This is a genomic window from Chromobacterium haemolyticum DSM 19808 (assembly GCF_000711885.1).
Classification (GTDB): Bacteria; Pseudomonadota; Gammaproteobacteria; order Burkholderiales; family Chromobacteriaceae; genus Chromobacterium; species Chromobacterium haemolyticum.
The window spans coordinates 14,223-27,415 of record NZ_JONK01000017.1 but is presented as its reverse complement, the minus strand read 5'-3'; the positions used below and the strand labels follow the sequence as shown (position 1 = coordinate 27,415).

The 13,193-nt window shown below is 61.6% G+C and carries 14 protein-coding genes; 6 read left to right on the top strand and 8 right to left on the bottom strand.

Annotation, left to right across the window (positions count from 1 at the left end; all coding sequences use genetic code 11):
• Positions 1 to 174 precede the first annotated feature (174 nt).
• Positions 175 to 2,190: an RICIN domain-containing protein gene (locus tag BR71_RS11565; RefSeq protein WP_081862627.1), complete on the top strand. Its 2,016-nt coding sequence runs from the start codon at positions 175 to 177 to the stop codon at positions 2,188 to 2,190.
• A gap of 419 nt (positions 2,191 to 2,609) precedes the next feature.
• Positions 2,610 to 3,230, top strand: a complete 621-nt coding sequence (locus tag BR71_RS11555; RefSeq protein WP_052370516.1) for an SCO family protein — start codon at positions 2,610 to 2,612, stop codon at positions 3,228 to 3,230.
• 45 nt (positions 3,231 to 3,275) lie between these two features.
• On the opposite strand, the gene BR71_RS11550 is transcribed toward BR71_RS11555, so the two are convergent.
• From BR71_RS11550 to BR71_RS11540, 3 genes are all read right to left on the bottom strand, one after another.
• Entirely contained in the window at positions 3,276 to 3,917 is a 642-nt protein-coding gene (locus BR71_RS11550; protein WP_043637277.1) for a histidine phosphatase family protein, read from the bottom strand.
• 46 nt (positions 3,918 to 3,963) lie between these two features.
• Positions 3,964 to 5,331 carry a deoxyguanosinetriphosphate triphosphohydrolase gene (locus BR71_RS11545; RefSeq protein WP_244269618.1) on the bottom strand — a complete coding sequence of 456 codons (1,368 nt, stop codon included), beginning with the start codon at positions 5,329 to 5,331 and terminating at the stop codon, positions 3,964 to 3,966.
• A gap of 96 nt (positions 5,332 to 5,427) precedes the next feature.
• Positions 5,428 to 5,655, bottom strand: a complete 228-nt coding sequence (locus BR71_RS11540) for a glycine zipper 2TM domain-containing protein (RefSeq protein WP_019101688.1) — start codon at positions 5,653 to 5,655, stop codon at positions 5,428 to 5,430.
• A 172-nt stretch (positions 5,656 to 5,827) separates the two neighbouring features.
• Here BR71_RS11540 and BR71_RS11535 point away from each other — a divergent pair, with 172 nt between their 5' ends.
• The 3 genes from BR71_RS11535 to BR71_RS11525 all read left to right on the top strand — a co-directional run bounded on the left by BR71_RS11535 (position 5,828) and on the right by BR71_RS11525 (position 8,502).
• Positions 5,828 to 7,093: an MFS transporter gene (locus tag BR71_RS11535; RefSeq protein WP_081555670.1), complete on the top strand. Its 1,266-nt coding sequence runs from the start codon at positions 5,828 to 5,830 to the stop codon at positions 7,091 to 7,093.
• A gap of 11 nt (positions 7,094 to 7,104) precedes the next feature.
• On the top strand, positions 7,105 to 7,731 hold the full coding sequence (locus BR71_RS11530) for a helix-turn-helix transcriptional regulator (protein ID WP_043637451.1): 627 nt from the start codon (positions 7,105 to 7,107) through the stop codon (positions 7,729 to 7,731).
• A 195-nt stretch (positions 7,732 to 7,926) separates the two neighbouring features.
• Positions 7,927 to 8,502: a lysophospholipid acyltransferase family protein gene (locus BR71_RS11525; RefSeq protein ID WP_019101685.1), complete on the top strand. Its 576-nt coding sequence runs from the start codon at positions 7,927 to 7,929 to the stop codon at positions 8,500 to 8,502.
• 52 nt (positions 8,503 to 8,554) lie between these two features.
• On the opposite strand, the gene BR71_RS11520 is transcribed toward BR71_RS11525, so the two are convergent.
• From BR71_RS11520 to BR71_RS11505, 4 genes are all read right to left on the bottom strand, one after another.
• On the bottom strand, positions 8,555 to 9,289 hold the full coding sequence (locus tag BR71_RS11520) for a hypothetical protein (RefSeq protein ID WP_043637265.1): 735 nt from the start codon (positions 9,287 to 9,289) through the stop codon (positions 8,555 to 8,557).
• An 80-nt stretch (positions 9,290 to 9,369) separates the two neighbouring features.
• The gene (locus tag BR71_RS11515) at positions 9,370 to 9,930 is read right to left on the bottom strand and encodes a DUF1415 domain-containing protein (RefSeq protein ID WP_019101683.1); all 561 of its coding nucleotides are present in this window, start codon (positions 9,928 to 9,930) and stop codon (positions 9,370 to 9,372) included.
• A gap of 79 nt (positions 9,931 to 10,009) precedes the next feature.
• Entirely contained in the window at positions 10,010 to 10,213 is a 204-nt protein-coding gene (locus tag BR71_RS11510; RefSeq protein ID WP_019101682.1) for a cold-shock protein, read from the bottom strand.
• 240 nt (positions 10,214 to 10,453) lie between these two features.
• Positions 10,454 to 11,053, bottom strand: coding sequence for an HD domain-containing protein (locus BR71_RS11505; RefSeq protein WP_043637262.1), 600 nt, complete (start codon positions 11,051 to 11,053; stop codon positions 10,454 to 10,456).
• A 143-nt stretch (positions 11,054 to 11,196) separates the two neighbouring features.
• Between BR71_RS11505 and BR71_RS11500 the strand changes: the two genes are divergently transcribed.
• Entirely contained in the window at positions 11,197 to 12,303 is a 1,107-nt protein-coding gene (locus BR71_RS11500; protein ID WP_043637259.1) for an HD-GYP domain-containing protein, read from the top strand.
• A 6-nt stretch (positions 12,304 to 12,309) separates the two neighbouring features.
• Here BR71_RS11500 and BR71_RS11495 read toward each other — a convergent pair whose 3' ends face one another.
• A complete protein-coding gene (locus BR71_RS11495) occupies positions 12,310 to 13,155 on the bottom strand; it encodes a dienelactone hydrolase family protein (protein ID WP_043637257.1) in 846 nt (281 codons plus the stop codon).
• Between the last annotated feature and the right edge of the window lie 38 nt (positions 13,156 to 13,193).

The window sequence follows — 13,193 nt, the reverse complement described above, 5'->3', positions numbered from 1 at the left end:
GCTGCATTTGATACAAAATAAATTATCAGTTGTAAATTTTTGTTGTGTTTGTTCGAAGCGGGCATCAGAGTGGCGGCAGTGCCTGTTGCTGCCGTTCATGCCGTGGGAAAGGCGGGAGGGCCGTCGGGTGAATCGGGAGAGTTTTGATCGCGTGACTGACTCCAAAGGGGACATATGTTGAGGCTTCGAATCAATTTGCTGACGTTGGCGAGCGGCGTGCTCGGGCTGCTAGGGCTGGTTTGCTCTGAGGCGGGCGCTGCCGCCACCACCGGCATCGTGGCGGTCAATAGCGGCCAGTGCTTGAATGTCGGGGGCGGTTCGACCCAGTCCGGGGCCGGCATCATTCAGTGGCCCTGCTCGGCGGGGAGCAATGAGCAATGGACGTTCGTGCCCTTGGCCAACGGTTTCTATCACATCGTCTCGCAGAAATCGCAGATGTGCCTGAATGTGCCGGCTTCCAGTCGCAATCAGGGTGTCCAGCTGATTCAGTGGCCATGCCAAGGCGCTGCGGCGACCAATGACCAGTGGAAAATCCAGCCGGTGGATGTCGGCACTTACCATATCGTGTCCGCATCCAGCGGCCAGTGCGTGAACATCTTTTCCGGCGTCGCGACTCAGGGAACCAAAGTGGTGCAATGGCCCTGCCAGGGCAAGGCGCAGGTGAACGACCAGTTCATGTTCGATTACCCTGGTTCCAAAAGTACGGTTCTTCCCTCCGCCTGGAGCGGAGTGATTCCCTTGCCGGTAACTCCCGTGGGCGTCGCCAATCTGCCGGACAACAAGCTGATGATGTGGTCCGCGGATTTCCCCGACGCTTTCAGCGGAGACAGCGGCAATGGCAACAGCAAGACCTATACCGCGCTGTTCGACGCGGCGAAGAACGCGCCGCTCCCGCTGACGGTGGTTACCACCGGCTCGAATTTGTTCTGCCCGGGCACGTCGATGCTGTCCAACGGCAATCTGTTGATCAACGGCGGCTCCAGCAGCCCTAAAACACAGATATACGATTGGGCTGCCAAGCGTTGGAGCGCCAGCGGCAATATGAATATCCCGCGGGGCTATGAGGCCAATACCGTGCTGTCGGATGGACGGGTGCTGACTTTGGGCGGTTCCTGGAGCGGCGGCTACAACAGCAAGAGCCGGCCCAATCGTACCGGAGAGGTGTGGGAAGGCGGCCATTGGAAAGTTCTTGCCGGTGTGCCTGAAAATAATGTGATCGGCCCCGATCCGCAGGACACCAATGGCAGCGTGTACCGCGGCGATAATCATTTATGGCTGTTCGCCAGCAGCGGCGGGATGGTATTTCATGCCGGACCCAGCGCGCAGATGAACTGGATTGGCACCAGCGGTTCCGGGAGCATCGTCTCGGCGGGAACGCGCGGCAACGACCCCTACAGCATCAACGGCAATGCGGTGATGGTGGACGCCGGCCAGATCCTGAAGCTGGGCGGCGCGCCGGCTTATCAGCAGAACACAGGCACGACTTACGCGAGCAACTCGGCTTATCTGATCGATATCCGTGGCGGCCCCAAGGCTCCAGTGAAGGTCAAGCCACTGCCGGGGATGAGCTATCGCCGCGCATTCGCCAATTCGGTGGTTTTGCCGGACGGCGATGTCGTGGTGGTGGGCGGGCAGACGATACCGCAGCCGTTCACGGATTCCTACGCGGTGTTGACGCCTGAGTTATGGAGCGCGGCGAAGCAGACATTTTCGCCCTTGAAACCGATGCAGGTGCCGCGCACCTACCATAGCACGGCGATCTTGCTGCAGGATGGGCGCGTGTTTGTCGGAGGCGGCGGCTTGTGCGGTGCGAATTGCCCGCAAAACCACTTGAACGCGGAAATATTGACGCCTCCGTATCTGCTGAACGCCGACGGCAGCCTGGCTGCCCGGCCGGTGATCAGCGCCGCGCCAGCGCAGGCGAGGCCGGGGAGCGTGATCGAAGTCAAAACGCAGCAGGCGGCGAGCCATTTTTCCTTGGTGCGCTTGTCCGCGGTAACTCACTCTGTCAACAATGATCAGCGCCGCATTGCGCTGTCGGTGTCGAAGCTTGCGCCGACTGGGGGGGAAACTAGTTATTCCCTGCAGATTCCGGCGGATAGCGGCGTGGTTTTGCCCGGCAACTACATGCTGTTTGCCATGAGCCCGCAGGGGGTGCCCAGTGTGGCCCGGATCATCACCATCAATTAAACAGCGCTTGGGAGGGCTCGCCTGCGCGCTTGCCCTGTTGGGGATCCCGTGCGCGGCCGGCGGCGAGGAGGCGCCGGCCGGCGGCCGGCTGTTCTACGGTCAGGTCGCTTTGATCGGCCAGCTATATGTCCATAACCGTCCCTTGGGCGCCGAGTACGTGCGTTGCGCCAACTGCCATCGCCTACAGGATCAGGCGCGGGCGGAAGGCCGCTTCGGTCCTGATTTGGGCGCGAAATTTTTGACGGAGCCCAGCGCCAGGCGCGGAGGACCGGAGCGGGCTTATACCGAGCAGAGTTTTTGCGAGATGTTGCGAACCGGAAAAGACCCGACCGCGATCTTGATCAGCACGGATATGCCGCGCTACCGCTTGAGCGCGGTGGAGTGCCGGGCTTTATGGCTTTTTTTGCAGGAGCATTAGCATGCAGCGGAAAGATGTCGAGCCGTTGGATCAAGGGCGGAGGCGGTTTGCGATGGGTTTGGCGGGGCTGGCGCCCTTATGGCTGGCGGGGCCGGCCGCGTTTGCCGACGCCGTGTCGCCGAGGGACCTGGCCTTGGCGCATGGGGAGATTTCCCCGCCGTTGCCGCTGCCGGATTTCCTGCTGAGGGACAGCGATGGTCAGCGACGTTCGTTTTACGCTTTATTGCAGCGTCGCTTGACGGCTATCCAGCTGATTTTTACCCGCTGTTCCAATGTTTGCCCGATTCAGGGCGCGACATTCAGGCAGGTGCAGGATTTGATTCCGGAGTCGAAGCGCGCGAGGACGCAGCTATTGTCGCTAAGTCTTGACCCATTGAACGATACGCCCGAGCAGCTGCGGCGATGGCTGGCGCCGTTTCGTCCCAAGCCAGGCTGGCGGGCTGCCAGCCCCGAGCTGGCCTCCCTGGACTTGGTGCTGGCTACGTTCAATCAGCGCCGGACGGATTTGGGCGCGCACCATACGGAAGTCTTGCTGGTGGATGCCAAGCACCGGCTGGCGTGGCGATCGACGGAGCTGCCGTCGGCGGAAACCATCGCGCGCACCCTGTCGGCCTTGGCTTAGCTTGTCGCTGGCCGCGGCGGATTGTGCCGGCCGCGGCCGGTTTTGCTATTGGATTTCGTCCAGCGCGGCGGGCAAGTGGGATTCGTCGGCCCATTGTTCGACCTGCCAGCGGCCGTCGCAATAGCTCAGCCAGTTCAGCGCCGCGTTGGGGATGGGGAAATCGCGGGCTTCGGACATCGGTTTGCCGGTGGCCAGTCGGTACATCATTTCCAGCACGCCGCCATGAGTGACTACCAGCAGGGTTTGGCCCAGATGGCTGCGGGCGATGCTGGTGAAGCCATCGCGGATGCGTCGCATGAAGACATTGAGGCTTTCCCCGCCCTTGAGGTCGTAGTCCGGATCGCGGGATTTCAGTTGCAGATAGTCGTCGCGAATGGTTTGCTCCGCCTCGGCGTAGGTCAGGCCCTGGAACACGCCCATGTGGCGCTCGCGCAATTCGGCGCTGTAGGTGGGGGTCAGGCTTAGCCGCGCTTGCAACGGCGCGGCGGTTTGGCGGGTGCGGGTCAGGTCGCTGACGTAGAGCGCGTCAAAGGCGTAGCGCCCCGGCCATAGCGCGCGGCTGAGGCTTGCCGCCTGCTCCTGGCCGGTGGGGTTGAGGGGGATGTCGGTATGGCCTTGCAATCGATATTCGCGGTTCCAGTCGGTTTCGCCATGGCGGACGACGCAAAAACGGGTGGTGTGCTGCATTCCTGTCTTTCTGATTTTTAACTGCCGAAAATGCGGCGAGGCGGCCTTACAAAATGCCCACGCCGGAGATGTCGCGCGCCAGGTTGGCGGCGTAGTTGTCGGTCATGCCGCCGACGAAATCCAATACTTTCATATAGGCCTGATACAGGCTGTCGTCACTGCGGATATGCTGTTCCAGCAGGCCCATGGCCAGGTGTTCTCGCGGGCTCAGGCACTCGGCGCCCTTGTTGACGTAGGCGTGAGCGGCGGGGATCAGCGCGTCCAGAATGCCCGCCATGCACGGGTAGGAGGCCAGTTCGGTCACCAGCTTGGTTCGGTGGCGGTAGACGCGGGTGCTGGCCAGTTCCTTGGCGTGGATCAAAGCGTCCTGTACCTGGGCGCCGCACAGATTGATCAGGTCCTTGGCCGGGAATTCGCCGCGTAGCAGGCCGTCGTGGTGCAGCATGAATTTCTCCGCCACTTCGCTGACGCAGCGGCCGATGGCGATGCCGCGCAAGGTGCCGCATTTCTGCCGCACGTCTTGCATGTCCCAGATGCGTTCGTATTCGGTAAAGCCGGAGAACAGGGTTTCGAACTCCTTGAAGTCAAGGATGCCGATCTCCACCGCGTCTTCCAGGTCCAGAATCGCGTAGCAGATGTCGTCGGCGGCTTCCATCAGGTAGGACAGCGGGTGGCGGCTCCATTGCTGGATGCCCTTGGGCAGCAGGCCCAGCTCCGCGGCCACGCGCTGGAAATAGGGCAGCTCGGTGCGGTAGATGTTGAATTTGTCGCGGGCCTGGGCGGCTTCGGCGTCCGAGGTCCACGGGTATTTGATCAAGGCGCCCAAGGCGGCGGCGGTGAGGCGCATGCCGCCTTCGCCGGTGTACATTTCCAGCGTGGCCAGCATACGCAGGCCATGGGCGTTGCCTTCGTAGGTCTGCACATCGCGGATTTCCTCGGGCGCCAGGCCGTGCAGCCAGTGCGCGTTGCGTTCGGCGCGAAACCAGTTGCGCAGCGCGTATTCACCGGTGTGGCCGAAGGGCGGGTTGCCGATGTCGTGGGCCAAGCAGGCCACTTGCACCACGGCGCCGATGTCGTGTGGAGTGTAGTTGTCCGGCAGCAGATGAGCGTGCTGCATCATCATGCCGACGCGGTTGCCCAGGCTGCGGCCGACGCTGGCCACCTCCACGCTGTGGGTGAGCCGGTTGTGAGTGTGGTCGTGGCGCGCTAGCGGGTGCACTTGGGTCTTGCGTCCCAGCCGGCGGAAGGCGCTGGAAAACACCACGCGGTCGTGGTCGATGTGGAAGTCCGTGCGCAAGCCCGGGCTGCCTTCTTCGGTGGCCGGGGTGCGGGTTTCCTTGACGTGGCCCTGAATGACCTTGAAGCGTTTGGTGGAGAGGAGTCGTTCCCAATTCATGCGTGCGGAGGAGGTCATGGCATAGCCCGTGGTGCTGTTGTCTTGATGATATGGGCGCGGCGGGCAAAACAAAAGAGCCAGCGCGGGGCTGGCTCTTGGAATGGGGTCGCGGGTTTAGCGTTTACCGGTCTGATTGCCGACCACGCCGCCCACCGCCGCGCCGCCGACAGTGCCGATGGCGTCGCCGCCGGTGAGCACGGAGCCGAGCACGGCGCCGGCGGCCGCGCCGATGGCGGTGTTTTGCTGGCGCTTGGACATGTTGGCGCAACCGGACAGCAGGCTCACGGCGAGCAGGCTGGCGGCAATGACTTTAACGGCGGGTTTGCTGGTAATCGAGGTCATCGAAGTCTCCAAAAACATGAAGTAGGTCTTGTGTAGTCTGAGACGCTTTGAATGCTATCTGGTTCCTATTTTTACACGCCTTTTCGTAACCATACGTACAGCATTCTATATGCTGAATTGATGATTTCCAGTACGCGGCGCGCCATTAAGTAAACTAATTTGTTTACTTATTATGGGGGCAGGATTAGTATGGGCCATTGTTCCGTTGGTATGCGTCATGAATGTTTCCCATCCAAAATTAATTCTGCTAACCGTCTGTCTGGTGGCGCTGATGAGCACGGCCGGGGTAGCCATGCCTTATCCCATCCTGGCGCCCATCTTCGTGAACTCCGCGCCGGATGCGTTCAACCACTTCCTGGGGCTGCCGCCCAAGCTGTTGCTGGGCCTGGCCTTGGCCGCCAACCCGCTGGGCATTTTGTTGGGCAGCACCTTGATTGGAGCGTTGTCGGACCGGCTGGGGCGGCGGCGGGTGTTGACAGGCACCTTGTTGCTTACCTTCGCCGGCTATCTGTTGACGGCGTACGCTTTATGGAGCCGCTGGTATCTGCTGTTCGTGCTGGCGCGTTTTGTCACCGGCCTGACCGAGGGCAATGTGGCGGTGGCGCGCGCCATCGTCGCGGATCTGCATCCGCAGCTGGATCGCACGCGCTCCTTCGCCATTCTCAATGCGGTGCTGTATACCGGCTGGCTGGTGGGGCCGCTGATCGGCGGGTTGACCTTGCCATTGGGAGAGGCAGTGCCTTTCCTGCTGGCCGCCGGCGCCATCTTGCTGTGCTTGGCGGTGCTGCTGGTCTTCCTGCCGGAAACCGGCGAGCGCATGCATCAGGATCAGACCTTGCTGCAGGTGATGCGCGGCCAGCACTCCTTCCGGCTGTTGTCGGCGGACCCCTTGTTGGCCCGGTTGTTCTGGATGCAACTGGCGTTCGCTATCGGGGTCAACGCTTTTTACGAGTTCTACCCTTTGTGGCTGGTGGAGTACGCGCGGCTGGACAGCCGCGGCATCGCGGTGGTGACGGCGTTGATGTGCGTGTTGATGACATCGGCCAGCGTTTTGCTGGGCAAGCTTGGGCATAAGCGGGCGCCGCTGGAACTGGCGCGCATCAATGCGGCCTGGGTGGCTCTGGGCCTGCTGGGGCTGAGCCTGCTGGCGGATCTGCCCTGGCCGGGCATAGGCTTGATCGTGTTGTTGGGCGTGCCGCTGGCGATTTACAACGCCATTCTGCCCAGTTGGTGTTCGGAGCGTTTCGCCAGCCTGGGGCAGGGCAGCGTGATGGGTTTGTTGACCACGATCTTCTGCGTGGCCAATGTGTTGGTGGCTTTGCTGGGCAGCGTGTTGACCATTCTGGACACCCGGCTGGTGCTGGTCCTGGGCGCTTTGACGTGCGGCCTGGCCGCCGTCTGGCTGCAAGGGGTGATCCGCGAAGCGGAGGACGTCTGATGGCGGCGACGATGAATAGCGCGGATCGGTTGCTGTATCTGCTGAAAACGCGGGGGCCCTTGACGGCGCAGGCGCTGGCGGCGGAGTTGGGTCTGACCAGCATGGGCGCGCGCAAGCATTTGCTGGTTCTGGAGGAAAAAGGGCTGGCAAGGATGGAAACCTTGGCCCAGGGCGTTGGCCGGCCGGCTCAGCTCTGGAGTTTGACCGAACGCGGCCATGGCCGTTTTCCGGATCGGCACGCGGATTTGACGCTGCAGTTGTTGGCGCAAGTGCGAGAGCTGTTTGGCGAGGCTGGCCTGGAGACTTTGATTCAACGGCGAGAAGCACAGTCGGAGGAGGAATACAGGCAGGCTATGTCCGGCGCCAGCGCGCTGGCGGACCGGGTGGCCGCGCTGGCGCGAATACGCAGCCAGGAAGGTTATATGGCGGAGGCGCGTCAAGACGGGGACGGTTGGCTGTTGCTGGAAAATCATTGCCCGATCTGCGCGGCGGCGCGTCAATGCCAGGGCTTGTGCCGATCCGAGCTGGCGTTGTTTGCGCGGGTGTTGGGGCAGAGGGCGGAGGTGCGGCGGCTGGAGCACGCGCTGGCCGAGGGCGGGCGGCGCTGCGTATATCGCATCGTGCCCTTGACGGAGTGAGACGACGCGGCGCTTGCTTTTTGAATTCATGGACTTGCGTGAGCTGATTGTATTTCGCAATCCGGATTTACCGGGATGGTTTTATCAGGTACATTCCGGCGTTTTTCCACGTGGTTGGCGCTTGCTCCGACGCTGGGCAGCGCCTCCTTGGTTGTTGTTCTCCGTTCTGCGGCAAGGCCCTTGCTCAGGACAGTCATGCATTTCACCATTTTCGACACGCCCGTGATCCGGCCTTTGTTCCGCTGCTTGTCCATCGTCATGCTCAAACTGAGCGGCTGGAAGCTGCGAGGGGAGTTTCCCAAGCTGGATAAATACGTGCTGATCGGCGCGCCGCATACCAGCAACTGGGATTTTCCGTTGACGCTGGCGGTGTGTTTCGCCGCGCGGGCCAAGATTTACTGGATGGGCAAGCACACACTGTTTGCCGGGCCGATCGGACCGGTGATGCGTTGGTTGGGCGGTATTCCGGTCAAGCGGCATCAGAATAATTCGCTGGTGCAACAAATGGTGGAGGTGTACCGGCGTTCGGACCGGCTAGTGGTGGCGATTCCGCCGGAGGGCACGCGCAAGGCGGTGTCCGAATGGAAGACGGGCTTTTATCACATTGCCTGCGGCGCGGAGGTGCCGGTGGCTTTGGCGTATCTGGACTACAGCCGCAAGGAGGCCGGTTTCGGTCCCATCTTCACGCCCAGCGGCGATATCGACGCCGATATGCCTCGCATTCGCGCCTTTTACCGCGACAAGGTGGGTAAGCGCCCGAATCAAGGCTAAGTCAGCCCTCTCCATGCCTCTCGCTGACGCGCAGCAGACATTTAACAGGTTTTCAGGGGGCCGCGGCCTGGGCGGCGGCACTCACCGGCAGGAACTGGAGGAAAGGGCCGGCAATCAGGGATTGGCCGAAGTCGATGGCGCTGCGGCGCAGTTTCTCGTCCGACAATTCCGCCAGCAGGTCCAGCCTGGCCATCATCTTGCCGAATTCCCGCTCGAAGGACAGATTGCGCACGTTGCCGATCTCGTTGGACAGCAAGGCCGGCGCGCCGCTGATCTGGCGGTTGTTCAGCATCCAGGCCGCCACTTCCAGATTGTGCGAGGCGTTGGCCAGTTGCTGCGCGTCCAGTCCGTGCACCAGAAACAGCTCGGTGCGGCCGCCGTAGGCGTCCACCAGCATCGAGCCCATGCCGTAGATCAGCGCGCCTGCGCGGTCGCCGCCAAAACCCGGGTCGAAAGCCGCGCTCATCGCCGCGATGGAGCGCTGCCCGGCCAAGGCCGGCAGCGGGGCGTTATTGCGGATTGCGCCCATGACTTGTCGCATTGCGGCCGGGTAGTCCGCCGCGCCGGTCTTTCGCCATTCCTTGGGGTTGCGCTTATACAGCTTTTCCAGCAGGGTTTGCAAGCTGGCCAGATTGTCGCGCATGGCCAGATTGGCCGTGCGGTTGGCGCTGCTCTGTCCCAGCTCGTTGCCGCGGAAGTCGTCGCCGGCGACGGGTTTTTGCACTGGAGTGTAAGCGCAGGCGCTCAGAAGTAAAGCGGCGAGCGGCAGCAAGGGCCTGGGCGACATGGAAATGGAGCTCCAGAAGTGGAATGCCCGTTGGTGTACCATGCCCGCGCCGTGCTTGGCAATGCGCGGCGCGTATCCGCTTACGGTGTTTTGCCGGCGAACAGCGCCTTCCAGCCGTCCAGCCCCAGCTGTTTCAGCGTTTCGATATTTTTCTCATAGATGGCTTCCGCTTGCGGGAAGGCTTCCACCGCCCGGCCGATGCTGGCTTCGCGCAGCAGGTGCAAGGTCGGATAGGGCGCGCGGTTGGTGAAATTCTCTATATCGTTGACGCCGGTGCCTTCAAACTGGAACTTGGGGTGGAAACTGGCCACTTGCAGTTCGCCGTCCAGCCCCATGTCTTCCACGATGGCGTCGGCGATGTCGAGAAAGTCGTTGAAATCCAGGAAGCGCTGCAGCGCGCGCGGGTGGATCAGCAAGGTGGTGTCGATCTCGTCCGGGCTGCTGTCGGCCAGCAGACGCAGTTCGGAGGCGAGCTCTTGCGCCAACTGATCCGGCTGGGCTGCGTCGCTGACCACGTAGCGCACCTGGTTTTTCACGTAGACGCTCTTGGCGAACGGGCACAGATTGAGCCCGATCACCGCTTTTTCCAGCCAGTCGCGGGTGGCGGCGATGATGTGTTCGTGATCGTCGGAGGCGGGCATGGGATTCCTTGCGTTGAAGCGTGAATGCAAAAAACCCGGCACGAGGCCGGGTTTTCATCAAGCTGACTAATCGCGTGGATTAGATGGGCTGGATGTTGGAGGCTTGTTTGCCTTTCGGGCCGTCTACGACGTCAAAGCTAACGCGCTGGTTTTCAGCCAGGGTGCGGAAGCCTTTGGCATTGATCTGGGAGAAGTGAGCGAACACGTCGTCGCCGCCTTCATCCGGGGTGATAAAGCCAAAACCTTTGGAGTCGTTGAACCACTTAACGGTACCGGTTGCCATTTTGTTAATTCCTCAAAACGAGCAGTTGAAATAAAAGGCACGAAGTTCAAGGGAAATGGCGACTGAGGTACGGACTTAATGCCACTACGACAACAACACATCCACAACTTGAGCATCCTGCGGCAGGAATAGTGCCTATAGTTCCGGGACATGGCAAGCGTTTTCTGCATGGCCGAAAGGGTTTTTATCCTGTTTTTTCAGGATACCCTGGTATTTCTGCCGGTTTTTAATGGTTTGGAGTCAGGCTCCGAAGCAACCGGCTTGCTCCGCGCGGTCCAATTCCGCGCGCAACCAGTCCGCCGCCAGCGGACAGCCGTCCTCCACTTTGCCCACCGCCATGCTTAGCACTTGTTGCTTGCTGACCCCGTTTTCACGCCAACTCTGGCCACCGGATTGCAGATTGAGCAAGATGGGCATCAAACGGTCTATCGCGCGGGCGAAGCGCGCTTCAGGGGTTTTGCGAGCCTCGAACTCTTGCCACAAGGCCAGCAAGTCCGTTGCGATGGGCTGGGGCAATAGGCCCAGGATGCGGCGCATCGCGGCCAGTTCTTCCGCTTCGCGTTCCGCGGCGCCGTCCGCGGCGTAGACGAGGGTGTCTCCGGTGTCGATCTCGCCCAAGTCGTGAATCAACAACATGCGCACGACTTTGTCGATGTCCACCGGCTCTGCGGCGAAGTCGCGCAGATTGAGAGCGAAGAGGGCGATCTGCCAGCTGTGTTCCGCCGAATTCTCGTAGCGGTCCACATATGCGGCCTTGGTTTTGCGCAGCACCGTTTTGAGTTTGTCCACTTCAATAATGAAGGCGATGTGCTGTTGCAGCGTTTGCAGTTGGTTTTGCATGGGAATATTAAGGCGGATAGGCGGGCGATGCGCCGAGGGCGCAAATTATGCGCGGCGTGTGATGGTTTGGAAAGGGCGCTGTCGCACGCTTTGCCACATGCTGCATATACTGGAATGAAGGGTCATTGAAAATGGGAGAGGGCATGGGCAAGCAGGAGCTGAAGCTGGAGATTGTGGAGCCGGAGGCGTTCCACGATTTCATGGAGGTGATGAGCGATTACGCGCCGCAGGTTGAGCATCTGGTTTGCCAACTGGGTTTTGGCGATACCGACGCCGCGCAGATCGATCAGCTGTTTCGCTTGCTGCATAGCATCAAGGGCGACGCCAGCATGTGCCAGGTGCGCTTTGTGGTGCCTTTCGTCCATTCGCTGGAAAGCCTGCTGGAGAGGCTGCGCAGCGGCGAGGTGAACTATGAGGATTCGATCGGCGATGTGATGCTGTTGGTGATGGACCGTTTGGGCCTGGCGCTTGAGGCCCTGGAAAACCACGAATTGCTGGATGATTTGCAGTTGCCCCTGCTGATGCGGGCGCTGAATCAGGTGGCGGAATGCCCGGTTGGCGAGCTGTTGCAGCGTTGTCAGCAACTGGTGGAGCAGATTACCGGGATTCCCTTGCATGTGATTGAATCGGATGCGCCGACGGATGCCGCCGCGCAGCTCAGCCAGGGCGATTTGGCGTTTTTCCGGATATTGGCCCTGCAGTTTGAACATCGCTTGCCGCAGTTCCAAGGCCGTACCGAGCGCAATCTGGAACTGGCGCTGGAGACTAGTCGCCAAGCGCCGGGGCTGGTGGACGACAGGCAGCTGGAGGCGGCGGTGTATATGCACGATATCGGCATGATGCTGCTGCCTGAGTCGTTCTGGTTGAAAGTGGGGCGGATGAGCGAGTCCGAGCGCCATCAGATGGCGGAACACCCGGGCTGGGCGGCGGGCCTGTTGGAACGGATGCCGGCCTGGGCCGACGCGGCGCGCATGGTGGCCCAGCATCACGAGATGCCGGACGGCAGGGGCTATCCGCATGGCCTGCACGGTGATGAGATTTGCAGCGGCGCGCTTATTCTGGCTCTGGTTGATGCCTTCGAGGCGGTGACTTTGAAGCACTCGCATCGCGGTTTGCGGCATTCGATGATGCGCGCCATCGCAGAGATCAACGCCTCGGAGCGTCAGTTCGATCCCTTTTGGCTGGCGCGTTTCAATCAGGTGATCCGCGTGCGTCTGGCGGCTTGCGCCAGACGGCCGCCGGGAGATTAGCCGGTGTCAGACGCCGTGTTGTTTGAACCATTGCAGCATGCGGCGCCAGCCGTCGTTGGCGGCGGCCGCGTTGTAAGTTGGACGGTAGTCGGCGTTGAAACCGTGGTCGGCGTCAGGGTAAACCACGATTTCAGAGGGCTTGCCGGCGGCGCGCAGCGCGGCTTTCATCTTGTCCACCGACTCCAGAGGAATACCCTTGTCCAGCCCGCCGTAAAGCCCGAGCACCGGCGCATGCAACTGCGCGACGATGTCCAGCGGCTGGCGCGGTGTATTCGTTCCGGCCTCTCCTTGCAGCCGTCCGTACCAGGCGGCGCCGGCTTTGAGCGCGGGATTATGCGCGGCGTACAGCCATACCTGGCGTCCGCCCCAGCAAAAGCCGGTGATGGCCGCGCGTTTGACGTCGCCGCCGTGGCCGCTTGCCCAGGTCAGGGTGGCGTCCAGGTCCGCCATTACCTGGTTGTCCGGCACCTTGCTGACCAGGCCGCTGACCAACTCGCTGATGCTGGCCACCTTGCTGGGGTCGCCCTGTCGGAAATAGAGCTCGGGGGCCACGGCCAGGTAGCCGGATTTGGCCAGTCGTCGGCACAAGTCGCGGATGTGTTCGTGCACGCCGAAGATTTCCTGCACCACCAGCACCACCGGCAGAGGGCCGCCGGCCGTGGAGGGCTTTGCCATGTAGCCTGGCATGATGGCGGGCCCCGTCGGGATTTCCACCGCCCCGGCGTTGAGGCCGTCGCCATCGGTGAGAATGGCGCTGGCGGCTATGGGCTGCACTGCCAGCGCGAAGCCCACGCCCACCGCGCTGTTCAGAAAGTCCCGGCGCGAGGCGTCGATATATCGATTGCTTGTCATAAGGGCATTCTCCAACGAGGTGATTGGATTGGGTTAAT